Here is a 23,811-nt window from a genome sequence, read left to right as displayed (position 1 = left end):
GGGGAGAAGGAAAAGCCACTACACCAGCGGCTTCAGCGCCACCCACAGTGCGCCGCCGATCAGGCCGAGGAAGATCAGCCAGCCGACCTGGTTATTCGACCGAAACAGCCGCAGGCACTGGTCTGGATCGTCGATATCCAGAACCGCGATCTGCCGGGCCATGTGGGCGCCGGCGGCGATCAATCCCGCCAGTGCCACCACCGGGGCCTGCGCCGAGGCGAAGGCGATGGCGAAGCAGATCAGCGTACCGCCATAAAGCCCCGCGAGCCATGCCTTGGTGTTGTCGCCGAACAGCCGCGCGGTCGAACGTACGCCGACAATGGCGTCGTCTTCCTTGTCCTGGTGGGCATAGATCGTGTCATAGCCGATCACCCACAGGATCGAACCGATATAGAGCATGACGGCGGGGCCATCGAGATCACCGAACTCGACCGCCCACCCCATCAGCGCGCCCCAGGAAAAGGCGAGGCCGAGAAACAGTTGCGGCCAGTTGGTTATCCGCTTCGTGAATGGATAGACAGCGACGATCACCAGCGAGCAGACGCCGAGCAGAATGGCAAAGCTGTTGAACTGCAGGAGAACCGCCAGGCCGACCAGGGCCTGCAGGACAAGAAACAGCCAGGCCCGCCGGCGCGTGGTCTGGCCGGACGGTAGCGGGCGTGAGCGGGTGCGTTCGACCTGGTTATCGATGTCATGGTCGACAATGTCGTTATAGGTGCACCCGGCGCCACGCATGGCGATGGCGCCAATCAGGAAGAGCACAAGGTACAAGGGCGCCGGCAGCAGCGAGAGCAGCGGGTCGCCTGGGCGCGGATAGGCGCTCGCCGCAAGTGACGCCGACCACCAGCATGGCCACAAAAGCAACTGCCAGCCGATCGGCCTGTCCCACCGCGCCAGCTGCGCATAGGGCCAGATCGCGCGCGGCAGCACGCGATAGACCCAATGGCGGTTCGGCGCATCGGCGACGCGACCCTGGGCCGCTTTTGACTGGACAGGTTCCATTGGCATGGAGTGGCAGCAGTGGCGGAAACCGTCAAGCGGCAAGCGGAGGAGCGGCGGCCCGCCAACCGTCACGACGCGAAGATGTCGCGTGTGGAAAACCAGACTTTCGCCACCGCGATGAAAGCCAGCGCCGCATTCGACACGCGCTGATGCGTATCGTGGGTGAGAATGATGCGCTGCATGGGCAGCGGATCCGACAGCGGTTTGCAGACGAGGCGCAAGCCGTCATAGCTGCGGTCGCCATGCGGGCGGGTATAGCTGACCGCGACGCCGAAGCCGTTGGCCACCATGCTGCGCTGGAGTTCGAACGAACTTGTGCGCATGTCGGCCACCGGCGACAGGCCACGGCCGCGGAACAGGTCGAGCATATGCTGCCAGCTATGCGGCTGGTCGGTCGTGATCAGCGGGTAGGCGGCCAGATCCGCCAGGCTGACCTCAGGGTGGCCCGCCAGTGCATGGCCCGCCGGCAGCAGCGCATGCGGCCGAAGCTCGTGCAACAGGATGCGGGCGAAATGCGACGGCAGGCCGAGATCGTAGCTGAGGCCGAGGTCGACTGTGGCGTCCGCCAGGCGTCGCCCGAGCGTCTCGAACGTCTCGTCACGGACGATAACCGCGACCGCTGGATGACGTTCGGAGAAGGCGCGGATGAGGCCCGGCGCGAAAAAGGGCGCCAGATCCTCGAAGCAGCCGAGCACCAGCTCGCCACCGATGGCTGAGTTGCCCGCCCCCAGGCTCATGAGTTCGTCCGTCTCGGCAAGAACCTGCTTTGCCTTCGCTACCACGACACGGCCGAACGAGGTCAGCGAAACGCCGCTTCCCCGCTGGCGTACGAATAGTTTCTGGCCGAAATCCCTTTCGATGGTGTCGATGGCCACTGAAACCGACGGCTGCGAAATGTTGATCGCCCGCGCCGCGCCGGTGACGCTGCCATGGCGGGCGACGGCGATGAGATAGCGGAGTTGCGTGAGAGTGAGACTCATAGCCAGAACCTATGTGTCAGATGAGAAGTTATTATTTTACTGAATAAGAGGACCTTGCGATAGTGGCCTCCATCCTGAGAGGAGGACACCATGGCTTCGCAAACCGCCACGCAGCCAATCGTCACCGAAATCATCGATGCGCAGACAATTGCCGACTACCAGCGTGACGGCGCGGTCTGCATCCGCGGCGCCTTCAAGGGCTGGGTCGACACGATTGCCGCCGGCATCGAGCGCAACATGCGGAGCCGCAGCGCCACCGCGTCCGACATCGCTGGCGGCAAGGGCAGCTTCTTCGACGATTACTGCAACTGGGAGCGTATCCCTGAATTCGTCGATGTCGTGCGCAATTCGCCGGCGGCGCAGTTGGCGGCCGCGGTGATGCAGTCGCGCACCGCGCAGTTCTTCCACGACCATGTGCTGGTCAAGGAGCCCGGTACGCAGAAGCCGACGCCATGGCACCAGGACATCCCCTATTATTTCGTCGACGGCCAGCAGACGGTGAGCTTCTGGATCCCCATCGATCCTGTGAAGGAGGCGACGCTGCGCCTGATCGCCGGCTCGCACAAATGGGACAAGGTGATCCTGCCGGTACGCTGGCTGGACGATGGCAATTTTTACGCCGCCGAGGGCGATTACCGTCCGGTGCCCGATCCCGACACCGATCCATCGATGAAAGTTATCGAATGGGAGATGGAGCCGGGCGACGCCATCCTGTTCGACTTCAGGACGGCACACGGCGCGCGCGGCAATATGACCGCGGCCCGGCGCCGGGCGTTGTCGCTGCGCTGGGTCGGCGACGATGCCCATTATGTCGAGCGACCGGGCCGCACCTCGCCGCCCTATCACGGCCATGGCATGCAGCCGGGACAGAAGCTGCGCGAGGATTGGTTTCCGGTGGTCTTTCAGGGCTGAACGAGAGCCGGAATAGGCACGGCGGTGGCCGGCGCCCTATTCGACAGGGATAACGTTCCCGTGCGCAATCCACCCTGATGCCTTGACCCGTCGCCCAGAGAGCAATAGCGGGTTGTTCTCTCTATGGGATCGGCGGCATCAAGAGGTGGCCATGAACGTTCTTCTTCTCGGCTCCGGTGGCCGCGAACATGCGCTGGCCTGGAAGATTGCCGCTTCGCCGCTGCTGACCAAGCTCTACGCGGCCCCCGGCAATCCGGGCATCGGCAGCGAGGCCGAACTGATTAAGCTTGATATCACCGATCACGCCGCGGTCGCCGCCTTCTGCCGGGAGAAAAAAATCGATCTCGTCGTGGTCGGCCCGGAAGGGCCGCTCGTCGCCGGCATCGCCGATGATCTGCGCGCCGAAAACATCCGCGTCTTCGGGCCTTCGAAGGCCGCCGCGCGGCTGGAAGGTTCGAAGGGTTTCACCAAGGACCTCTGCGCCCGGTACAACATTCCGACCGCCGCCTATGGCCGGTTCGGCGACCTGGCCTCGGCCAAGGCCTATGTCGAGAAGACGGGCGCGCCGATCGTCATCAAGGCCGACGGGCTCGCAGCCGGCAAGGGTGTCACCGTCGCCATGACGATGGACGAGGCACGGGCGGCACTCGCTTCCTGCTTTGACGGGTCCTTGGGTGCTGCCGGCGCGGAGGTGGTGGTCGAGGAATTCATGACCGGCGAGGAGGCGAGTTTCTTCTGCCTCTGCGACGGCACCACGGCGCTTCCCTTCGGCACCGCGCAGGACCACAAGCGCGTCGGTGATGGCGACGTCGGTCCCAACACCGGCGGCATGGGCGCCTATTCGCCGGCCCCGGTAATGACGCCTGACATGATCGAGCGCACCATGCGTGAGATCATCGAGCCGACCATGCGCGGCATGGCCGAGCTTGGCGCGCCTTTCGCCGGGATTCTGTTCGCCGGACTGATGATCACGGAAAGCGGGCCGAAGCTGATCGAATACAACACCCGCTTCGGCGATCCGGAATGCCAGGTGCTGGTGATGCGGCTCAGGGATGACCTGCTGGTGCTGCTCAATGCCGCGACCGATGGCCAGCTCGCGCATATGTCGGTGCGCTGGCGTGACGAGGCGGCGCTGACCGTCGTGATGGCGGCCAGGGGCTATCCCGGCACACCGGAGAAAGGCTCTGTCATCCGCGGCGTCGAGGACGCCGCCGGTGAAGGCGTCCAGATTTTCCATGCCGGCACCGCAATCAATGGCGGTGCGCTGGTCGCCAATGGCGGCCGTGTGCTCAATGTCACGGCGAGCGGCGCCACCGTCGGAGAGGCGCAGGCGCGGGCCTATGCCGCCCTCGACCGCATCGACTGGCCGGACGGGTTCTGCCGCCGCGACATAGGCTGGCAGGCCGTGGCGCGCGAGCAGGCCGGCTGAAGCTCCGACCGGGTGGCGGCTATTGCTGACTTCGGTCGAGGGTTGTCGAAGCGGTGCTGACCGGGTCGGCCGCGGCAAAGGCGGCGTCAAGCTGTTCGGGGGAACGCTGCCCGCCCCGCTTCCAGGCCACATATTGGACAATGCCGAACCCCGGCCGTCGCGGGACCATCTTCACGACTGGCATGCGGAACCCGTCGCGAAATTTTGACCAGCGCGAACCAAGCACGGCGACCATTTCCTCGAAGGTCGGCGGCGTCGCCACATCGGCATAAATGATGGTGGCCTTGCCGGCGAGCGCGGCTTCCCGCGAGAGCGGCACTGGCACGCTGGCAAGATAATCGGCAGGCACGTCGATCAGGCCACCGAAAGGCCATTGCTGGCGCAGAGTGACGGCATCCGTGGGCGCCACGTTGACGTCGATGTTGTCGGGTGTGCCGGCAACCCTGTAGGGGCAACGGAAGCGGCCGCAATTGGCCTGCGCCGAGAACTGCCAGAGCGCGTAGCCCTGCCAGTTGCCCATCGGAAAATGCACGTCGATGTCAGGCTTATAGCGCGCGTACCAAAGCGGCAGCCGCGACAAAAGCCGGTATTTGTAGAGGTTGTCGGCGATATATTGGGCGGTCTTGCCGTTGGTGTAGAGCACCGGGAAGCGGCCGATACGCCGATGCACCTGGCGGGCGAACTCCTCGGCATCGTCGAGCGACATCCATTGCGAGGGATCGATGCCCTCGATGTCGAGGGCCATGAGGTCGTCCGGTGCGGGGTCGGCGAAATCGAGGAAATTATTGGCCTGTTCGACCGGATTGCCGGGACGCGCGAGATGATAGGCGCCCCATTTCATGCCGAGCGCCTTGGCCACGACCCTGCGTGTCTGGAACAATTCGCGCGTCACCGCGTGGCGTTTCCACAGTGCCTTGCACAGTTTCACGTCAGTGTCGCCGCCGAAACAGAAATAGGGCGGCGGCATGCCGTCGGAAGCCTTGTTGATGAAGGCGACGATGCGCTTGTCGGTGGCAAGCTGGGCCCAGTCGATGGAATTGTATTCGTAGGCGTCGATGACGAGCGCGCGGTCAGCGCTCTTCCACGGCTCGGAGAAGTCCGAAGCCTTTGCCGCCGTGCCCAGCACAATCGCTGCCGCGAAAGCGAGAAGCGCCGTGCGGCGAAGGAGGCGCGCCGTCCTTTTCAAAACAGGGAACCCCCGTTGATCAAAGGCAAATCCTGGACCGCTATGGTTAAGAAAGTGCTTCTCGAACCCTGGTGCGGGATAAGCTAGCGCCGGCTGAACGGTTGAACTTCGAACGGGTCGGGCGCGGGCCCCTGTTGCAGCGTACCTTCGGCGGCGCGTTTGCGGTGGTGGGCAAGCGAGCATCGCGGCGAGCACAATATGCCGCGCTCCGACCAGTAGGCGGCACCATTTCCCAGGTCGCCGTGATAATAGGAAAACCCGGTTGCCCGATAGGGCAAACCGCATTCGATGCAGCGATAGGCGTCAGGTCTGGCAAGCATGAGAATCTTCCGGTCGCTGGTTTTCCGTCGCCGGTCGATTTGGTCCGGCTATCTGTCGAATTTAATACAGCCCCGCCTGATTGCAAAATCAGCGTGACAAAATTTGACGTTTACGTAAAAAGGCGATGGGAGACCGCCCAAAGGCGGATGGTTTTGCGGCGCACTGGCCCTAGGGTCGGCGAGGCCGATGCATAAGGGAGGATCGAGCGGCATGTATCGGGCACCGGTCGAGGATATCGCGTTCACCCTGAAGCATGTGGCCGGCATGAAATCCGCCATCGATACGGGAGCGTTCGGAGACCTCAGCGAGGATCTGGTCGACGCCGTCCTCGGCGAGGCGGGCCGTTTCGCCTCCGAGGAGGTGGCCCCCCTTTATAAAATCGGCGACGAGCATGGCGCCGTGCTCGGCGATGGCGCGGTCACCACCCCGCCGGGGTGGAAGGAACTCTATCGCCGCTGGATCGAAGGCGGCTGGAATGCGCTCTCCGGGCCGGAAGAGTATGGCGGCCAGGCGCTGCCGACCATGCTCGGCGTCGCCGCACTCGAAATGTGGAACTCCGCCGCCATGGCCTTCGGCATCGGCCCGACGCTGACCATGGGCGCGGTCGAGGCGCTCGACAAGCACGCTTCCGAGGAACTCAAGGCGACATATCTGGCAAAGCTCGTCTCCGGCGAATGGATGGGCACCATGAACCTGACCGAGCCGCAGGCCGGATCGGACCTCGCCGCCTTGCGCGCCCGCGCCGAGCCCGCCGGCGACGGCACCTACCGCCTCTTCGGCCAGAAGATATTCATCACTTACGGCGAGCACGATTTCACCGACAACATCATCCATCTGGTACTGGCGCGGCTTCCCGATGCGCCGGCCGGAACGCGTGGCATCTCGCTGTTCCTGGTGCCGAAATTCCTGGTCGGCGACGATGGCTCGCTCGGTGCGCGCAACGACGTCTTCTGTTCCGGCCTCGAGCACAAGCTCGGCATCCATGCCTCGCCGACCTGCACCATGATCTATGGCGATGGTTTTCAGGGCGCCAGGCCTGGCGCCATCGGCTGGCTGATCGGCGAGGAGAACAAGGGCCTCGCCTGCATGTTCACCATGATGAACAATGCCCGCCTCGCCGTCGGGATGCAGGGCGTCGCGGTCGCGGAAGCAGCGACCCAGAAGGCGATTGCCTATGCCAATGAACGCCGCCAGGGCAAGGCGGCGGATTACGCCGGCGCCGGCATGGCGCCGATCGTCCACCACCCCGACGTGCAGCGCAATCTCCTGACCATGAAGGCGCTAACCCAGATCGCGCGGTCGATCAGTTATTCCTGTGCCCACGCCATCGACATGGCGCGCGTGTCGTCTGGCGGCGAGGCGATGCATTGGCGCGACCGTGCTAATTTGCTGACTCCGCTCGCCAAGGCGTTTTCGACCGATGTCGGCGTGGAAGTCGCCTCGCTCGGCGTCCAGGTGCATGGCGGCATGGGCTTCATCGAGGAAACGGGTGCGGCCGCGTACTATCGCGACGCGCGCATCGCGCCGATCTATGAAGGCACGAACGGCATCCAGGCGATCGACCTGGTGACCCGAAAACTGCCGCTCGGTGGCGGCGAGCATGTGCATGGCTACATCGACGAACTGGCCGGTATCGCCAATGCGGTGCGAACGTCGAACCTCGAAGGTTTTGGCCGCACCGCCGACACTCTCGATCAGGCGCTCTCCGATTTGACGCAAGCGACGCGTTTCCTGCAGAAATTGTCGGCCGAGGGCCGGACGGAGGAGGCGCTGGCTGGCGCCACGCCGTATCTCCGGCTGATCTCGCTTGCCGCCGGCGGCGCTTATCTGGCGCGGGCCGCTCTTGCCGACCAGGGCCGCATCGCGCTTTGCCGCTTCTTCGCCGAGAACCTGCTTGGCGAAGCCAGCGCTTTGAAGGAGCGCGTCATCGATGGCGCCGTCAGCCTGGCTGCTGCCGCCGAGGCACTGATTTCCGCCTGACCTTCACAAGGAAAACACCGTGACAGACCACATCCTCGTCGACCGCCAGGGCGCCATCCAGATCATCCGCATGAACCGGCCGGACAAGAAGAACGCGCTGACGCGTGCCATGTATGCGAAAATGTCGGCGGCCCTTGCCGAAGGCGACGCCGATCCGGCGGTCCGCGTTCATGTCTTTTTCGGCGTGCCGGGCGCCTTTTCCTCCGGCAACGACCTTGCCGATTTCATGGTCGTGGCCACCGGCGGCGATGGCGGCACCGAAGTCTGGGATTTCCTGATCGCCCTGGCCGGGGTCGAAAAGCCCATCGTGTCCGGCGTCGACGGTATCGCGGTCGGCATCGGCACCACGATCAACCTGCACTGCGACCTGACTTTCGCCACTCCGCGCACCGTGTTTCGGACCCCCTTCGTCGATCTCGGCCTCGTGCCCGAGGCAGGGTCGAGCCTTTTGGCGCCCCGCATCCTGGGCCAGCAGGGTGCTTTCGCCCTGCTCGGTCTCGGTGAGGGCTTTTCGGCCGAGCGCGCGAAGGCCGCCGGGCTGATCTACGAGGTGGTCGAGGAAGGTGGGCTGGAGGCTTCGGTGCTTGCAGCGGCCGGCCAGATCGCGGCCAAGCCACCGCAAGCGCTCAAGATCGCGCGCGACCTGATGCGTGGCTCACGCGACGATCTGGTTGCCCGCATCGGGATAGAGAGCGAGCATTTCCGCGAGCGGCTGAAATCCGACGAGGCGCGCGCCGCTCTCACGGCATTCATGACCAGGAAAAAGGGCTGAAGGTTTTTTCAGGGATAGAGCCTGGCCTTGTCCCAGCCGCCTGCCGCGTTGCGTGAAAAGACCACGCGGTCATGCAGCCGGAACGGCCGGTCGTGCCAGAATTCGATCGTCTTCGGCACGATCCGGAAGCCCGACCAATGTTTCGGTCGCGGGATTTCGCCGATGGCATAACGCGCCGTGTATTCTGCGACCGCCTTTTCCAGCGCGAAGCGGCTTTCCAGCGGGCGCGATTGCTTCGACGCCCAGGCGCCGATGCGGCTGCCGCGTGGCCGTGTGGCGTAATAGCTGTCGGCTTCCGCATCGCTGACGAGCTCCACCGGACCGCGAATGCGCACCTGGCGGCGCAGCGATTTCCAATGGAAACACATCGCCGCCTTCATGCTGCCAAGAATCTCCTGGCCCTTGGCGCTCTCGAAATTCGTGTAGAACACAAAGCCGCTTTCATCGAACCCCTTGAGCAGCACCATCCTTACGTCCGGCATGCCCTCGGCATCGACGGTCGCCAATGCCACGCCATTGGCATCGTTGATTTCGCTCTTGGTAGCGTCGTCCAGCCATGCGGCAAAGAGGCGAAACGGCTCGGCCGCCTCGGTAAAGTCACTGCTTGTTAACTCTGTGTCACTCATAGTTTTTCTCAAATTGTCACGAGACCAGGGAGGTTGCCGATTGTCGCGTATCGCGCAAGCTTTTGACAGCAGGCAATGGGGCGTTATCGCTTCAGCCAGCACGAAAGCGGCGATCGTGGCAGTCGCCCTGCCGCTCGCGGCCTGCGGTGCAGGTGGCTTCAGCCTGGAAAAGGCCGAAGTCGACCGCTCGATCCTGACCAGCAGCACATCGGCTTCGCCCAAGCCGGCCGATTCGGATCGCGACTCCGACCAGACGACGATCGGCAATGCGGTATCGTCCGCCGATATCGAGCAACTCGGCGGCCAGGCGGTGCCGTGGGCGAACACCGGCACCGGCTCGCGCGGCTCCATCACCGAACTGGCGGAATTGAAGGACAGCGGCCAGACCTGCCGCCGCTTCAAGGTTTCGCGCGAAAGCTTTGACGGCGTTGCCATGTTCCAAGGCGAACTCTGTCTTGCCGGTGCCGGCGGCTGGCGCATGCAGGGCTTCAAGGCACTCTGATTTTCCGCCGTCGATATGAAGGTCCGCTACTGGAATTTCTTCCTATGCGAGCGCATATAGGGGCAAGTATGGACTCAACTCATTTCCAGGGCAGGAAGTATGCGCGACCCCTATGAGGTGCTGGGCGTTGCAAAGAACGCATCGGCCAAGGACATAAAATCGGCGTACCGGAAACTCGCCAAGAAGCATCATCCGGACCAGAATCCGAATGATCCCAAGGCGAAGGACCGTTTTGCCGCGGCCAATCAGGCCTATGAGGTCATCGGCGACGAGAAGAGCCGTGCGGCTTTCGATCGTGGCGAGATCGACGCCGACGGCAAGCCGCGTTTCCAGGGTTTTGAAGGTGCGGCCGGCGGTGGCGACCCCTTTGCCGGGTTCCGCCGCCAGCAACAGGGCGCCGGAGGCTCGCGATTCGAGTTCCGTTCGGGCCGTCCGGGCGGCGATCCATTCGACGGCAACAGCGATATCTTCAGCCAGATCTTCGGCGATGCCTTTTCAGGCGCGCGCGGGCCAGGCGCGGGCGACCGCCGCCAGGCGGCGACAGCAGCCGACCTGAACGTCACGCTCGACGTCACCATCGAGGAAGCGGCCAATGCCGAGAAGGTGACGGCGATGTTCCCGGATGGCCGCAAGGTTGCGGTCAAGCTGCCGGCCTATGTCGAGGATGGCCAGACCATCCGGCTGAAAGGCCAGGGCGAGCAGGGACCGGGTCAACCCGGAGACGCACTGGTCAAGATCCATATCCGCCGGCATCCTCGTTACCGCATCGAACGCCGTGACCTGCACGCCGACCTGCCGGTTTCGCTGGCTGATGCGGTGCTGGGCGCCAAGGTGCCGGTCGAGACGCCGACCGGCAGGCTCGCGGTCAACGTTCCCGCCTGGTCGAGCTCGGACAAGGTCCTGCGGCTCAAGGGCAGGGGCTTGCCGGAGAAAGCCGGCGGCCATGGCGATCTCTATGCCCATGTGCGCATCATGCTGCCGGAAGGCGGCGACAGCGCGCTGGAATCGCTGTTGCGCGGCCAAAAAGGCTGATCGAGAGCTTTTGTCCCCCGAACTGTCCGCTTTGAACGCTTGAAGGGGCTGTATGCCTGTGCGATAGGCACTCCACAAAGCAGATATCTTGCGGAGAACACGCATATGGCGGGTGGACAGGGCCTGATGGCCGGCAAGCGCGGCCTGATTCTTGGCGTCGCCAACAACAGGTCGATCGCTTATGGCATTGCCAAAGCCTGCGTCGATCACGGCGCCGAGATAGCGCTGACCTATCAGGGCGAAGCCTTCAAGAAGCGCGTCGAGCCGCTGGCGGCGGAACTGGGCGCCTTTGTCGCCGGCCATTGCGACGTAACCGATCCGGCGAGCCTGGACGAGGTCTTCGCCAATGTCGCCAAGCATTGGGGCAAGCTCGACTTCCTCGTGCACGCCATTGCCTTTTCCGATAAGGACGAGCTGACCGGCCGCTATGTCGAGACGACGCGCGACAATTTCCTCCGCACCATGGACATTTCAGTCTATTCCTTCACCACCATCGCCAAGCGCGCCGAAGCGCTGATGACCGAGGGTGGTTCGCTGCTGACGCTGACCTATTACGGCGCCGAGAAGGTCATGCCTCATTACAACGTCATGGGCGTCGCCAAGGCCGCACTCGAGGCCAGCGTGCGTTACCTCGCCGTCGATCTCGGGGCCAAGAAGATCCGCGTCAACGCGATCTCTGCCGGCCCGATCAAGACGCTTGCCGCCTCCGGCATCGGCGACTTCCGCTACATCCTGAAGTGGAACGAATACAATTCGCCGCTGAAGCAGACGGTCACGCAGGAAGAGGTCGGCGATTCCGGCGTCTATTTCCTGTCCGACCTGTCGCGTGGCGTCACCGGCGAAGTGCACCATGTCGATTCCGGCTACCACGTCGTCGGCATGAAAGCGGTCGACGCTCCAGATATTTCGACGGTCAAGGATTAGGTCTCCCCGCCTTTCCTCCTTCCAGGCCCTGGCCCGATCTCCGGAAGAGCTGATGTACCCGCTGGTTTATATCGTGCGCCACGGCCAGACCGCGTGGAATGCCGAGTTCCGGCTTCAGGGCCAGGCCGATACCGATCTCAATGCTCTCGGCCGCGAACAGGCGAGCGCAAACGGGCATCGGCTGGCCGAACTCGTCGGCGCTCCCCAGGAATTCGACTTCGTCGCCAGTCCGATGAGACGCACGCGCGAAACGATGGAACGCATCCGCGCCGCCATGAGGCTCGATCCGCTCGCCTATCGAACCGATATCAGACTGATTGAAGTCAATTTCGGCGATTGGCAGAGTTTTACCTTCGCCGAGCTTGAGAGGCAGTCGCCCGGCGCGAGCCGATCCCGCGCGCTGGACAAGTGGAATTTTCAGCCGCCAGGTGAAGGCGCGGAGAGTTACCAGATGCTGCTCGAACGGGTGAAGCCATGCTTCGGTGAACTTCGGGGGCAGACGATTTGCGTGACGCACGGGGGCGTCATGCGCACCCTGTTTCGCTTCGTGCTTGATATGCCCGAGGACGAGGCCGCGAACCTGGAGATACCGCAGGATCGCGTGCTCAAACTTGAAGGCAGGAGCCTGGAGTGGCTTTAGGGACGCCGGTGACGCCAACTCCTAGTTCGTGTCGCTGTCACCCGGCAGCTGCATGTCGGTGACGACGTTTTCGCCATCAGTCACATCGTAAGCAATGACGATGTCCATCCCCGGCTTCAGCGCATCGAGATCGGTTTCGGCGTTCAGCTTGTAGGATTTGCCGTCGTCCAGCGTCAGCGTCAGCGCATCCTTGTCGATCTTCTTGATCAGGCCTTCGGTCTGCCCGGCAAAGGCGGCGGTGGAGAGCAGCAGCGTGGCGGCAACAGCGCCAATCAGGGTACGCATCATCGTCCTCTTTGGTCATTGCGCCGGCCTGGGTGGCGGCGGATCCTCAACGGCGAATGGAGGAGAGCAGAAACCAACCGAATGTGTCAAAACTAAATCCGTCGGATCACAGTTTGACCACTGTGGAAAACGCCAATAGAAGGCTGGCTTCAGCCGGTTTCGATGCCGGGCAGGGCACTTTCCATGTCTCACAACACGTTCGGCCATCTTTTCCGCGTCACCACCTGGGGCGAGAGCCATGGCGCGGCGCTCGGCTGCGTGGTCGATGGTTGTCCGCCGGGCATCCGTTTCACGCGCGATGAAATCCAGGTCGAACTCGACAAGCGCCGCCCGGGCCAGTCGCGCTTCGTCACGCAGCGCCGCGAGCCGGACGAGGTGAAGATCCTCTCAGGCTTCGTCCTCGACGAGGACGGCGCGACGATGATCACCACCGGCACGCCGGTGTCGATGTTGATCGAGAATGTCGATCAACGCTCGAAGGACTATGGCGAGATCGCCCGCCAGTTCCGGCCGGGCCATGCCGACTACACCTACGACGTCAAATACGGCATACGCGATTATCGCGGCGGCGGCCGCTCCTCGGCGCGCGAGACCGCTGCCAGGGTCGCTGCCGGCGCGCTCGCCCGCAAGGTGGTGCCGGGCATGGTGGTGCGCGGCGCGCTCGTGTCGATGGGCGAAAAGTCCATCGACCGCGCCAACTGGAACTGGAATTTCATCGGCGATGCCGAGAACCCGTTCTTCACGCCGGATCCGGCTTCGATTCCTGTTTTCACGCGGTACCTCGACGGCATCCGCAAGGCCGGTTCCTCGGTCGGCGCGATGATCGAGATCGTCGCCGACGGTGTGCCTGCCGGCCTCGGCGCGCCGATCTACGCCAAGCTCGACCAGGACATCGCATCCGGCCTGATGTCGATCAACGCCGTCAAGGGCGTCGAGATCGGCAATGGTTTCGAGGCCGCCCGCATCACCGGCGAACAGAATGCCGACGAGATGCGCATGGGCAATGACGGCAAGCCGGTGTTCCTGTCCAACAACGCCGGCGGCATCCTGGGCGGCATCTCGACGGGCCAGGCGATCGTCGCCCGTTTTGCGGTGAAGCCGACTTCGTCGATCCTGACGCCGCGCAAATCGATCGACAAGGACGGCAGGGATGTCGAAGTGATGACCAAGGGTCGCCACGATCCTTGCGTCGGCATCCGAGCCGTGCCGATCGGCGAGGCCATGGTTGCCTGCGCCATTGCCGACCACTATCTGCGGCATCGAGGACAGACAGGGAAGGGAGGGGAATAGGGCAGTAAGGCAGTAGGTACGCAGCCTGCCGAAACAGCCAGGATTTTCCTTTCCCCTACTGCCTTACTGCCCTATTCCCCTACTGCCCTGCGAGCAAAGCGAGCGTTCCATGCCGTACGACCAGAAGAAGATTGTCGAAGCCATCCGCGCCTTCGAACGCGGCGAGATCGTCGTCGTCATGGACGATGACGGGCGCGAGAACGAGGGCGACCTGATCGTCGCGGCCGTCCATTGCACGCCGGAGAAGATGGCCTTCATCGTTCGCAACACGTCGGGCATCGTCTGCACGCCGATGCCGCGCGAGGAGGCTAAGCGGCTGAATCTCGCGCCGATGGTGGCCGACAATGATTCGGCCCACACCACCGCCTTCACCGTCAGCGTCGACTTCAAGCATGGCACGACGACAGGCATTTCGGCCGACGACCGCACGCTGACCGTGCGTAACCTCGCCAACGGCAATGTCGGTGCCTCCGATTTCGTCCGCCCTGGCCACATCTTCCCGCTCATCGCGCGCGAGGGCGGCGTCTTGATGCGCTCGGGTCATACCGAGGCGGCGGTCGATTTGTGCAAGCTTGCCGGCCTGCCGCCGATCGGCGTGATCTCGGAACTGGTCAACGATGACGGCACCGTCAAGCGCGGCCCGCAGGTGGCGGCTTTCGCGGAGGAGCATGGCCTCAAGCAGGTATCGGTCGCCGACCTCATCGCTTACCGGCAGCGCAAGGAGACCCTGGTCGAGCGCGTCGCTTGCTCCGACATCGAGACGCTGGGTGGCAAGGCGCAGGTCTTCACCTACACGCTGCCCTGGGACACGATGCATCACGTCGCCATCGTCTTCGGCGACATCCGCGACGGCGAGGAGGTGCCGGTGCGGCTGCATTCGGAAGATGTGGTGACCGATGTCTTTGGCACCAGCCACCGGCTCGACGGCATCATGAAGGCGATGGGCGAGCGCAAGCGCGGCGTCATCGTCTATCTCAGGGAAGGCTCGGTCGGCGTTGCCCACCAGGAGCGCAACCGGCCGGCGCCAGGCGACCGCGAGGACCATGAAGAGGCGCGCCGGCGCGAGAGCGAATGGCGCGAGATCGGTCTCGGCGCCCAGATCCTGAAGGACCTCGGCATTTCCTCGATCAACCTGATCGCCTCGCGCGAACGCCACTATGTCGGCCTCGAGGGTTTTGGCATTCACATCGCCAAGACCGAGATCATCTGAGCTCGACAAACCCTGTCTGTCACTCGGCCGGGATTGCCGCCTCACATCCTTCCAACTCGCATTCGTGGGTGGCGAGGCTGCGCTGGCCGAGCAGCACCGTGATCAGCGCGATAGCGCCTGACGTCACCGAGACCCAGAATCCGTTCTGGGCGCCGAATGCATCCACCACGGCGCCGGCGGCGAAGGAGCCCAGCGCCATGCCGATGCCGATCCCGGTGGTTACCCAGGTGATGCCTTCGGTCAGCATCGCTTCCGGGACATGCCGCTCGATCAGGCCGAAGGCGGTGATGAAGGTCGGCGAGATCGCCACGCCACTGATGAAGACGGTCAGCGCGAGCGCTGGCACGGTGCTGGCGGTAAGCGGCAGCAGTGTGCCGAGCGCGACCAAGGCAACCGCGATGGCGAGCAGGCGCTGCAGCGGTGCTTTCAGGTTGAGCGCGCCGATGATGATGCCGAGCACGAAGGAGCCCAGCGCATAGACGCCGATGACGAGACTGGCAGTGCCCGGCTGGCCGAGTTCCTTGGTGATCGCCACCGTGCTCACCTCCGTCGTCGCGAAGGTCGCGCCGATGAAGATCATGGCGAAGGTGATGATTTGGACCGGCCCCAGGCGGATTGCCGAGCCGCTGGAGCCATGGTCCACCGGCCGCACTTGCGGCTCGGTCGAACGCTGCAGAATGAAGGCTGTCGAGCCCAAGGCGAGGAACAGCGTGCTGACGAGCACGCCCGCTTCCGGGAACAGCGCGGCGCTGAGGCCCACAGATAGCGATGCGCCGGCGATATAGACCAGTTCGTCCGCCGCCGACTCGAAGGCGAAGGCGGTGTTCATCTCGGACCGGCCCCGGAAAATCTCGGTCCAGCGCGCCCGCACCATGGCCGGCATGCTTGGCATTGCCGCGGCCAGCAGCGCCGACGCGAACAGCGTCCATACCGGCCAGTCTTGATTGGCCGATGCGATCAGGGCCGCGAATGCGAGCACGGAGATGATGGTGGTGGGTACGACAACCCGCGTCTGGCCGAGGCGGTCGACCAACCTCGATATTTGCGGCGCCAGGAAGGCATTGGCCAAGGCGAATGTCGCCGAAACCGCACCCGCCAGCCAGTATTCGCCACGCGTCTGCGACAGCATCGCCACGATGCCGATCGGCGCCATGGCGATCGGCAGGCGCGCCATGAAGCCGGCGGCGGCAAAGCCCGTGGCTCCGGGAGCGCGAAAGATTTCCGAATAGGGGTTTTGCATGATCCTGTTCCTCGACAAGGGGCGATTCGACAATTACATACGAGACGTATAAGTGTTAAATAGAGCATACGTCGCGTATGTCAATTGGCATACGGAGCGTATGTAAGTAAGGCCAGAAGCATGCATCGACCGCGCAAGGAGATGATCGCCGAGACACGCGCCAAGCTGATCGCCGCGGCGCGCCAGGCTTTCGGCACCATCGGCTATGCCGAAGCGTCGATGGATGATTTCACCGCGTCGGCCGGGCTGACGCGCGGCGCCCTTTACCATCACTTCGGCGACAAGAAGGGACTGCTTGAGGCGGTTATCGCCGAAATCGACGCGGAAATGGCGGCCCGGGTGAATGAGGTCGCGTCGCGGGCGCCGACCCGCTGGCAGCATTTCGTCGACGAATGCACCACCTATATCGAAATGGCGCTGGAGCCGGAAATCCAGCGCATCATGTTCCGGGATGGTCCGGCTGTGCTGGGCGATCCGGCACTGTGGTCGAATGCCAATGCCTGCGTCGGTTCAATGACCGATCATCTGACAGCGCTGCAGCGGGAAGGGGTGGTCGTCCCCGGCGTCGACCCGGAGTCGGCAGCGCGGCTGATCAATGGGGCGAGCAGCCAGGCCGCGCAGCGCATCGCCAATTCGCAAGATCCCGAAACGACATCGAAGATGGTGGTGGCCGCGTTCAAGCAATTGCTCGAAGGCCTGCTGAAAAAGCCGGAAGCGCTTTCAAGATGAACCACCATGGCAGTCCCGCCACTGCCTGCAATTGACAATAGCCGGTTTGAGCGCATCCTCCGCAGCCATCTCTGAGGGGAGATTCGGGGCATGTGGGATTTCGATATCGGCAGGTCGGTGTCCATCATGATGCGGACCTGGCCTTTCATTGTCTTTCGCATGATCGTCTATTTCGGCATCACGCTGGCCTACATCGTGGCCACCGGCACCGGCGCCTCCGTCGGCTATGGCGTCGGCCATATTTCTACCGATCCCGACGGACCATTGTCTTTTGCGATGTGGGGTGGCGTGGTCGGTTTCGGCATCGTCTCGATCGCCGTCTACTGGATCCGCGAATACATCCTCTACGTCGTCAAGGCGGGCCATATCGCCGTCATGGTGCATCTGATCGACGGCAATGATATTCCCCACGGCCAGAACCAGATCGCCTACGCGAAAGAAGTCGTGACCGAGCGTTTTGCCGAGGCCAATATCCTTTTCGTCGTCGACCAATTGGTCAAGGGCGCCATACGCGCCATCACCGGCCTGCTCGGCGGCATCGCGGCCTTCCTGCCCATTCCTGGCCTGAGCGGCCTGGTTTCGTTCCTCAACACGGTGATTCGCCTGTCGCTGACCTATGTCGACGAGATCATTCTCGGCTACAACATCCGCATCAGTTCGTCCTCGCCGTTCGAAACCGCGCGCCAAGGCGTTGTGCTCTACGCCCAGAACGGCAAGACCATGGTCAAGAATGCCGTCTGGCTAGGGGTCATCATGTGGGGCGTGTCGTTCGTGATTTTCCTGCTGATGCTGGCTCCGGCAGCCGCTATTCTTTACGTCATGCCCGGGCAGCTCGCCGGCTGGGCTTTCGTGCTGGCAATCGTCTTTGCCTGGGCTTTCAAGGCGGCCTTCATTGAGCCGTTCGCCATTGCCTGCCTGATGCAGGTCTATTTCAAGACCATCGAGGGTCAGGTGCCCGATGCCGCCTGGGACGCCAGGCTGGCCGAAGCCTCGTCGAAGTTCAGGGAACTCAAGGACAAGGCGCTCTCCACTTTCGGCGGTTCGCGCTGGGGCACGGCCGGCGCGACGCGCTGATCGGCTAGGCTCGCGGGCGCACCGGCGGCGGTACCGAGGCGCGCCACTGCTGATTTGAGCGGCGCTTCGCCTTGTCCGCGAAAAGTCTCGCTCATGATAAGCTCGGGCAACGGCAGCCGCCGGCCCCAGCCGTGTGTTTCGAGATCCGGCTTCGGTGCGAATTCGGAAACGCGGCCGACGCAGAGATAGGCGATCGGCGTCACTTGATCGGGAATGGCCAGCAAGCTTTTCAGCGCTTGCGCCTCGATGATGCTGACCCAGCCGACGCCGACGCCCTCGGCGCGTGCCGCCAGCCAGAAATTCTGCACGGCGCAGACCGTGCTGTAGAGATCCATCTCCGGATTGTGCCAGCGCCCCAGCGGCGAGCCTTTCGAGCGCTCGCGGTCGCAGGTGATGCAGATGTTGAGCGCGCTTTCGCAAATGCCTTCCAGCTTAAGCTTGCGGTAGAGCGCCTGCCGTTCTGCCTCGATTTCAGGCAGTTCCCGTTCTCGCGCGGCCAGGAACAGGTCGCGCACTTCCGCCCGCCGCGCGGCATCGCGAATGACGATGAAATTCCAAGGTTGCATGAAGCCGACCGATGGCGCGTGGTGGGCGGCAAGCAGCAGCCGCGCCAGCACCTCGTCGTCGATGGCCTCCGATGTAAAATGGCTGCGGACGTCGCGCCGCGTGAAGATGGCGCGGTAAACAGCGTCGCGCGCAATCTGGTCAAATCCATCGCCCATTGGAGTGGTCATAGCTTCCGGCATCGCTTGTCCCCTTGCGATTGCAATCGATGTCATCCGCCTGACCATGCGGATGACGATGCCTGCCAGGCCGGTCTTCTGGCTCGGGATCAACCCGCGTCCGGTGCCTTCCCGTCATCGACAGTGGCATTTACCGGCGCGGTCCCCCTCACAGCGTTGGGCACGCCACGGAGTTCAACCGTGTTCCCGATTCTCCCGCCAGGGCATTTGCAGCCAAGTGGAATCACTTGGCGTCGCAAAATGCGGCTAAAACAAACAGCCCGGCGGGCACCAGGCAGTGGTTGCGACCTTACGCCGAAGGGCCGGCGCCGCCAATGCCCGCAGCGACATGAATGGACGCAGGTTCGATTTTCCCCAGCGATCAAGCCGCAACGCATGGCCATCACGACGCCGGGGCACTAGATAGGGGGCATGGCCACCCGTCTCTACACGCACCCGATCTTTCTCGAACACATCACGCCGCCCGGTCACCCCGAGCGGCCCGACCGCCTGCGCGCCATCGAGCGCGTGCTCGACGACGAAGCTTTTGCCACGCTTGACCGCGTCGAGGCACCGCACGGCGACGAGGCGACCATCCTCTACGCGCATCCCGCCGATTTCGTCGCGCGTGTCCGCGCCGCCATCCCCGACGAAGGCATTGCCCGCATCGACGCCGACACCACCGCCAGCCCGAAAAGCTGGCAAGCGGTGATTACGGCGATCGGTGCCGCCAATGCTGCCGTCGACGACGTCTTTGCGGGCCGCGCCGACAACGTTTTCGTCGCCGCCCGTCCGCCCGGCCACCATGCCGAAAAGACCACGGCCATGGGTTTCTGCTTCTTTAACACGGCGGCAATCGCAGCGCGCCATGCGCAGAAGAAGCACGGCGCCGAGCGTGTCGCGGTCGTCGACTGGGACGTGCACCACGGCAACGGCACGCAGGATATTTTTTGGGACGATCCCTCGGTGCTCTATTGCTCGACGCACCAGATGCCGCTTTATCCCGGCACGGGCGCGAAGAGTGAGACCGGCGCCGGCAACATCGTCAATGCGCCGCTGGCGCCTCGGACGGGCAGCGAGGTGTTTCGCGATGCGTTCCTGTCGCGCGTGCTGCCGGCACTCGACAATTTCGCGCCGGATCTGATTATCGTTTCGGCCGGCTTCGACGCGCACCATCGCGACCCGCTGGCGGAAATCAATCTGACCGAGGACGATTTCGACTGGGCGACCGGCCAGCTGATGCAGCGCGCCGCAATCCACGGCGGTAACCGGCTCGTCAGCCTGCTCGAGGGCGGCTACGATCTGCAGGGATTGGCATTTTCGGTCGCCGCCCATGTCGGGCGACTGATGAAAGGATGAATGATGACCGGTGAGATCAACGAAGACGTCAAGGCGATGAGCTTTGAACAGGCACTCGACGCACTGGAGAAGATCGTCGATGATCTGGAGCGTGGCGACGTACCGCTCGACCAGTCGATCCGGATTTACGAGCGCGGCGAGGCGCTGAAGGTTCATTGCGACCGGCTGCTGAAGGCCGCCGAGGACAAGGTCGAGAAGATCAGGCTGTCGCGCGACGGCAAGCCGGTTGGAACCGAGCCGCTCGACGCGGACTGAGGTCCGGAGCAGCCTTACCGGTTTTTGGACACGATCATCATTGAGGATACAGTTCGTCCCGATTGAAACGGACAAGAGGAGATACGGAAGCGATGTGCAGAAACATCAAGACCCTGTTCAATTTTGATCCGCCGGCAACCAACGACGAAGTCCGCGACGCGGCACTGCAGTTTGTCCGCAAGCTGAGCGGCACGACGCGGCCTTCTGCCAAGAACCAGCATGCGTTCGATCATGCCGTCGAAGCCATCGCGGCATCCGCACGCGAATTGCTCGATTCCCTCGAAACCCACCAGCATCCGCGCAATCGCGAAGAGGTGGCAGCCAAATTAAAAGCAAAAGCGGCGATCCGGTTCGCCTGATATGCCCAAGCGCCCACTGACCGCTGACGAGGAGAGTTCATGAGCTTCTTCCCCGGCAAGGACCCTGAGGCCGGCGATGCCTTCGCCAGCGACCAGATCGAGCTGATGGTTATCCCTAACGCCAAGGACATTGGCGGTTTCGAGGTGCGTCGCGCCTTGCCGACCGCCAAGCGGCGCCTGGTCGGGCCGTTCATCTTCTTCGATCGAATGGGTCCCGCGATCATGCGCGCGGGCCAGGCGCTCGATGTCCGTCCCCACCCGCATATCGGCCTGTCGACCGTGACCTATCTGTTCGACGGCAAGATCAGGCACCGCGATTCGCTCGGCACCGAAATGGTCATTCAACCCGGCGACGTGAACCTGATGACGGCCGGTCGCGGCATCGTCCACTCCGAACGCACGCCGCAGGAATTGCGCGGCGCGCCGATGTCGATCTCCGGCCTGCAGACCTGGTTGGCTCTGCCGGACGGCAAGGAAGAGGTGGCGCCGGTGTTCGAGAACACAGCGGCGCTGCGGCTTCCCGAAATCGACGCCGAAGGCGTCAGCGGCCGCGTCGTCATCGGTGATTTCCAGGGTTTGCGGTCTCCGGTGCGGGCCGATTCCGAGACACTCTATGCAGATTTGCGGCTGGCGCCCGGCGCCAGCGTCAAAATCCCGCCCGATGCCGAGGAGCGCGCCATCTACACGCTGGAGGGCGAGGTCTCGATTTCGGGTGATGTCTTTCCAGCGGAACGGCTGCTGGTGTTCCGGCCCGGCGACGAGATCGTCATATCGTCATCGACGGGTGCGCATTTCATGCTGTTCGGCGGCGCGTCTCTCGGTTCGAAGCGCTACATCTGGTGGAATTTCGTTTCCTCGTCCAAGGAGCGCATCGAGCAGGCCAAGCAGGAATGGAAGACCGGCCGCTTCGATATCGTTCCTGGCGATGAGAAAGAATTCATCCCGCTGCCGGAAGGCTGAGAAGATCGGTGAGGGGCTGACCGTCCGCGTCAGCGACACGCATTTACTTTCGCCGGCCGGCGGCCTATCCCGCCGATGAACAGAAAGTCTGGGCCCAACGTGAACGCAACGCCGCATACGCCGCTTCTCGATAGGGTTCGCGTCCCGGCCGACCTGCGCACGCTGGCCGAGAGCGACTTGCCGCAACTGGCATCAGAGCTTCGCCTCGAACTGATCGACGCGGTGTCGCGCACCGGCGGCCATCTCGGAGCCGGGCTGGGCGTGGTCGAACTGACCGTGGCGCTGCACTATGTCTTCAACACACCCGATGACCGGCTGATCTGGGATGTCGGCCACCAGGCCTATCCACACAAGATACTGACCGGCCGTCGCGACCGCATCCGCACCTTGCGCCAGGAAGGCGGGTTGTCGGGCTTCACCCGCCGAGCCGAGAGCGAATATGACCCGTTCGGCGCCGCCCATTCCTCGACATCGATATCGGCCGGCCTCGGCATGGCCGCCGCCCGCGACCTCTCAGGTGGCCGCAACAATGTCATTTCCGTCATCGGCGACGGCGCCATGTCGGCCGGCATGGCTTATGAGGCGATGAACAATGCCGGCGCGCTCGATGCGCGCCTCATCGTCATCCTCAACGACAATGACATGTCGATCGCCCCGCCAACCGGCGCCATGAGCGCCTATCTGGCGCGTCTGGCTTCCGGCAAGGCCTATGTCGGCCTGCGCGACTTCGGCAAGAAGCTGACCTCCTATCTCGGCAAGCGAGCCGATCGAGCCATCACCCGCGCGGTCGAGCATGCGCGCGGTTACGTCACCGGCGGCACCTTGTTCGAGGAACTCGGCTTCTATCACATCGGCCCGATTGACGGTCACAATCTGGAGCATCTCATCCCGGTCCTGAAAAATGTCCGTGACAACGGCAAGGGTCCGGTGCTGATCCATGTCGTCACCCAGAAGGGCAAGGGCTACGCGCCGGCGGAAGCGGCCGCCGACAAGTATCATGGCGTCAACAAATTCGACGTCATCACCGGCGCACAGGCCAAGGCGCCGGCCAATGCACCGGCCTACACCAAGGTGTTTGCCGAAAGCCTGATCCAGGAGGGCCGCGAGGACGACCGCATCGTCGCCGTCACCGCCGCCATGCCGGGCGGCACCGGCCTCGACCTGTTCGGCGAGGTGTTTCCGTCAAGGACTTTCGACGTCGGCATTGCCGAGCAGCATGCGGTGACCTTCGCCGCCGGCCTGGCGACGGAAGGCTACAAGCCCTTCGCCGCGATCTATTCGACCTTCCTGCAGCGTGCCTACGATCAGGTCGTCCATGACGTCGCGATCCAGAAACTGCCGGTGCGTTTCCCCATCGATCGCGCCGGCTTTGTCGGCGCCGACGGTGCCACCCATTGCGGCGCGTTCGACACCACCTTCCTGGCAAGCCTGCCGGGCTTTGTCGTAATGGCCGCGGCCGACGAGGCGGAATTGCGTCACATGGTGCGCACCGCCGCCAGCTATGACGACGGGCCGATCGCCTTCCGCTATCCGCGCGGCAACGGCGTCGGCGTCGACATGCCCGAGCGCGGCTCTGTTCTGGAGATCGGCAAAGGCCGCGTCGTCCGGGAAGGCAGCAAGGTTGCCCTCCTGTCCTTCGGCACAAGGCTGCAGGATTGCCTCATCGCGGCCGAGGAACTCGGCGCGGCCGGGCTTTCCACCACGGTCGCCGATGCCCGTTTCGCCAAGCCGCTCGACCAGGATCTGATCCGGCGGCTGGCCCGCTCGCATGAGGTTCTGGTGACGGTGGAGGAGGGCGCAATTGGCGGCTTCGCCAGCCATGTGCTGCAATTCCTCGCCCATGAAGGACTGCTCGAAAGCGGCCTGAAGGTACGCCCGCTGGTGCTGCCGGATGACTTCACCGACCACGCCAAGCCAGAGAAGATGTATGCCGATGCTGGCCTCGACGTCGCCGGAATCGTGCGCACCGTATTCACCGCGCTCGGTCATACGGTCCGCGCCCAGCGCGCCTGAATCAAAACC

At 63.7% G+C, this 23,811-nt stretch carries 24 protein-coding genes, 1 pseudogene and 1 riboswitch; of the genes and pseudogenes, 17 read left to right on the top strand and 8 right to left on the bottom strand.

Annotated elements, in window-relative coordinates; translation table 11 throughout:
- Positions 1–18: 18 nt before the first annotated feature.
- Entirely contained in the window at positions 19–1,002 is a 984-nt protein-coding gene (gene ubiA, locus FJ527_RS13640; RefSeq protein WP_181166365.1) for a 4-hydroxybenzoate octaprenyltransferase, read from the bottom strand.
- Between the two features lie 68 nt (positions 1,003–1,070).
- Positions 1,071–1,982: a LysR family transcriptional regulator gene (locus FJ527_RS13635; RefSeq protein WP_140823337.1), complete on the bottom strand. Its 912-nt coding sequence runs from the start codon at positions 1,980–1,982 to the stop codon at positions 1,071–1,073.
- 90 nt (positions 1,983–2,072) lie between these two features.
- On the opposite strand from FJ527_RS13635, the gene FJ527_RS13630 reads away from it, so the two are divergent.
- Together FJ527_RS13630 and purD are read left to right on the top strand one after the other, a co-directional pair.
- Positions 2,073–2,894 carry a phytanoyl-CoA dioxygenase family protein gene (locus tag FJ527_RS13630; protein ID WP_140823336.1) on the top strand — a complete coding sequence of 274 codons (822 nt, stop codon included), beginning with the start codon at positions 2,073–2,075 and terminating at the stop codon, positions 2,892–2,894.
- Positions 2,895–3,045: 151 nt separating this feature from the next.
- Positions 3,046–4,323, top strand: a complete 1,278-nt coding sequence (purD, locus tag FJ527_RS13625) for a phosphoribosylamine--glycine ligase (RefSeq protein ID WP_140823335.1) — start codon at positions 3,046–3,048, stop codon at positions 4,321–4,323.
- 19 nt (positions 4,324–4,342) lie between these two features.
- Here purD and FJ527_RS13620 read toward each other — a convergent pair whose 3' ends face one another.
- Both FJ527_RS13620 and FJ527_RS13615 read right to left on the bottom strand, forming a co-directional pair.
- Positions 4,343–5,452 (bottom strand): glycoside hydrolase family 25 protein, encoded by a 1,110-nt coding sequence (locus FJ527_RS13620; RefSeq protein WP_140823536.1) that lies wholly within the window; start codon positions 5,450–5,452, stop codon positions 4,343–4,345.
- A gap of 140 nt (positions 5,453–5,592) precedes the next feature.
- Positions 5,593–5,829, bottom strand: coding sequence for a hypothetical protein (locus tag FJ527_RS13615; RefSeq protein ID WP_140823334.1), 237 nt, complete (start codon positions 5,827–5,829; stop codon positions 5,593–5,595).
- Between the two features lie 211 nt (positions 5,830–6,040).
- Between FJ527_RS13615 and FJ527_RS13610 the strand changes: the two genes are divergently transcribed.
- Together FJ527_RS13610 and FJ527_RS13605 are read left to right on the top strand one after the other, a co-directional pair.
- On the top strand, positions 6,041–7,810 hold the full coding sequence (locus FJ527_RS13610) for an acyl-CoA dehydrogenase family protein (protein ID WP_140823333.1): 1,770 nt from the start codon (positions 6,041–6,043) through the stop codon (positions 7,808–7,810).
- Positions 7,811–7,829: 19 nt separating this feature from the next.
- The gene (locus FJ527_RS13605; RefSeq protein WP_015318822.1) at positions 7,830–8,582 is read left to right on the top strand and encodes a crotonase/enoyl-CoA hydratase family protein; all 753 of its coding nucleotides are present in this window, start codon (positions 7,830–7,832) and stop codon (positions 8,580–8,582) included.
- An 8-nt stretch (positions 8,583–8,590) separates the two neighbouring features.
- Here the strand turns inward: FJ527_RS13605 and pdxH are convergent, their stop codons facing one another.
- Positions 8,591–9,208: a pyridoxamine 5'-phosphate oxidase gene (pdxH, locus tag FJ527_RS13600; RefSeq protein WP_140617306.1), complete on the bottom strand. Its 618-nt coding sequence runs from the start codon at positions 9,206–9,208 to the stop codon at positions 8,591–8,593.
- Positions 9,209–9,248: 40 nt separating this feature from the next.
- On the opposite strand from pdxH, the gene FJ527_RS13595 reads away from it, so the two are divergent.
- The 4 genes from FJ527_RS13595 to FJ527_RS13580 all read left to right on the top strand — a co-directional run bounded on the left by FJ527_RS13595 (position 9,249) and on the right by FJ527_RS13580 (position 12,306).
- On the top strand, positions 9,249–9,710 hold the full coding sequence (locus FJ527_RS13595; protein WP_015318820.1) for an RT0821/Lpp0805 family surface protein: 462 nt from the start codon (positions 9,249–9,251) through the stop codon (positions 9,708–9,710).
- Between the two features lie 99 nt (positions 9,711–9,809).
- Complete coding sequence (locus FJ527_RS13590; protein ID WP_140823332.1) at positions 9,810–10,742, top strand: DnaJ C-terminal domain-containing protein; 933 nt, start codon at positions 9,810–9,812, stop codon at positions 10,740–10,742.
- Positions 10,743–10,847: 105 nt separating this feature from the next.
- Positions 10,848–11,666, top strand: coding sequence for an enoyl-ACP reductase FabI (gene fabI, locus FJ527_RS13585; RefSeq protein WP_015318818.1), 819 nt, complete (start codon positions 10,848–10,850; stop codon positions 11,664–11,666).
- Between the two features lie 52 nt (positions 11,667–11,718).
- Entirely contained in the window at positions 11,719–12,306 is a 588-nt protein-coding gene (locus FJ527_RS13580) for a histidine phosphatase family protein (protein WP_015318817.1), read from the top strand.
- A gap of 21 nt (positions 12,307–12,327) precedes the next feature.
- Here FJ527_RS13580 and FJ527_RS13575 read toward each other — a convergent pair whose 3' ends face one another.
- A complete protein-coding gene (locus FJ527_RS13575; RefSeq protein WP_015318816.1) occupies positions 12,328–12,591 on the bottom strand; it encodes a DUF1344 domain-containing protein in 264 nt (87 codons plus the stop codon).
- A 183-nt stretch (positions 12,592–12,774) separates the two neighbouring features.
- On the opposite strand from FJ527_RS13575, the gene aroC reads away from it, so the two are divergent.
- Both aroC and ribB read left to right on the top strand, forming a co-directional pair.
- Positions 12,775–13,881: a chorismate synthase gene (gene aroC, locus FJ527_RS13570; RefSeq protein WP_140823331.1), complete on the top strand. Its 1,107-nt coding sequence runs from the start codon at positions 12,775–12,777 to the stop codon at positions 13,879–13,881.
- A gap of 109 nt (positions 13,882–13,990) precedes the next feature.
- Positions 13,991–15,091, top strand: coding sequence for a 3,4-dihydroxy-2-butanone-4-phosphate synthase (gene ribB, locus FJ527_RS13565; protein ID WP_140661422.1), 1,101 nt, complete (start codon positions 13,991–13,993; stop codon positions 15,089–15,091).
- Positions 15,092–15,110: 19 nt separating this feature from the next.
- Here ribB and FJ527_RS13560 read toward each other — a convergent pair whose 3' ends face one another.
- A complete protein-coding gene (locus tag FJ527_RS13560) occupies positions 15,111–16,331 on the bottom strand; it encodes an MFS transporter (protein ID WP_140823330.1) in 1,221 nt (406 codons plus the stop codon).
- 120 nt (positions 16,332–16,451) lie between these two features.
- Here FJ527_RS13560 and FJ527_RS13555 point away from each other — a divergent pair, with 120 nt between their 5' ends.
- Positions 16,452–17,060 carry a TetR/AcrR family transcriptional regulator gene (locus FJ527_RS13555; RefSeq protein WP_140823329.1) on the top strand — a complete coding sequence of 203 codons (609 nt, stop codon included), beginning with the start codon at positions 16,452–16,454 and terminating at the stop codon, positions 17,058–17,060.
- Between the two features lie 90 nt (positions 17,061–17,150).
- On the top strand, positions 17,151–18,134 hold the full coding sequence (locus FJ527_RS13550) for a hypothetical protein (RefSeq protein ID WP_015318811.1): 984 nt from the start codon (positions 17,151–17,153) through the stop codon (positions 18,132–18,134).
- 116 nt (positions 18,135–18,250) lie between these two features.
- On the opposite strand, the pseudogene bluB reads toward FJ527_RS13550, so the two are convergent.
- A pseudogene (gene bluB / locus FJ527_RS29600) lies at positions 18,251–18,856 on the bottom strand (5,6-dimethylbenzimidazole synthase); the annotation flags it as partial.
- A 71-nt stretch (positions 18,857–18,927) separates the two neighbouring features.
- A riboswitch (cobalamin riboswitch) is annotated at positions 18,928–19,110 on the bottom strand.
- A gap of 178 nt (positions 19,111–19,288) precedes the next feature.
- On the opposite strand from bluB, the gene FJ527_RS13540 reads away from it, so the two are divergent.
- The 5 genes from FJ527_RS13540 (at position 19,289) to dxs (ending at position 23,802) form a co-directional block, all read left to right on the top strand.
- A complete protein-coding gene (locus FJ527_RS13540; protein ID WP_140661419.1) occupies positions 19,289–20,215 on the top strand; it encodes a histone deacetylase family protein in 927 nt (308 codons plus the stop codon).
- Between the two features lie 3 nt (positions 20,216–20,218).
- On the top strand, positions 20,219–20,470 hold the full coding sequence (locus tag FJ527_RS13535; protein ID WP_015318808.1) for an exodeoxyribonuclease VII small subunit: 252 nt from the start codon (positions 20,219–20,221) through the stop codon (positions 20,468–20,470).
- Positions 20,471–20,562: 92 nt separating this feature from the next.
- Positions 20,563–20,829: a DUF2277 domain-containing protein gene (locus FJ527_RS13530; RefSeq protein ID WP_015318807.1), complete on the top strand. Its 267-nt coding sequence runs from the start codon at positions 20,563–20,565 to the stop codon at positions 20,827–20,829.
- Positions 20,830–20,868: 39 nt separating this feature from the next.
- On the top strand, positions 20,869–21,789 hold the full coding sequence (locus tag FJ527_RS13525; RefSeq protein ID WP_140823327.1) for a pirin family protein: 921 nt from the start codon (positions 20,869–20,871) through the stop codon (positions 21,787–21,789).
- Between the two features lie 75 nt (positions 21,790–21,864).
- Positions 21,865–23,802, top strand: a complete 1,938-nt coding sequence (dxs, locus tag FJ527_RS13520) for a 1-deoxy-D-xylulose-5-phosphate synthase (RefSeq protein WP_015318805.1) — start codon at positions 21,865–21,867, stop codon at positions 23,800–23,802.
- Positions 23,803–23,811 lie beyond the last annotated feature (9 nt).

This window comes from Mesorhizobium sp. B2-4-18 (assembly GCF_006441385.1).
Classification (GTDB): Bacteria; Pseudomonadota; Alphaproteobacteria; order Rhizobiales; family Rhizobiaceae; genus Mesorhizobium; species Mesorhizobium australicum.
Note: the sequence above shows the minus strand (reverse complement) of the source record. Positions and strands in the feature narration are given on the sequence as shown.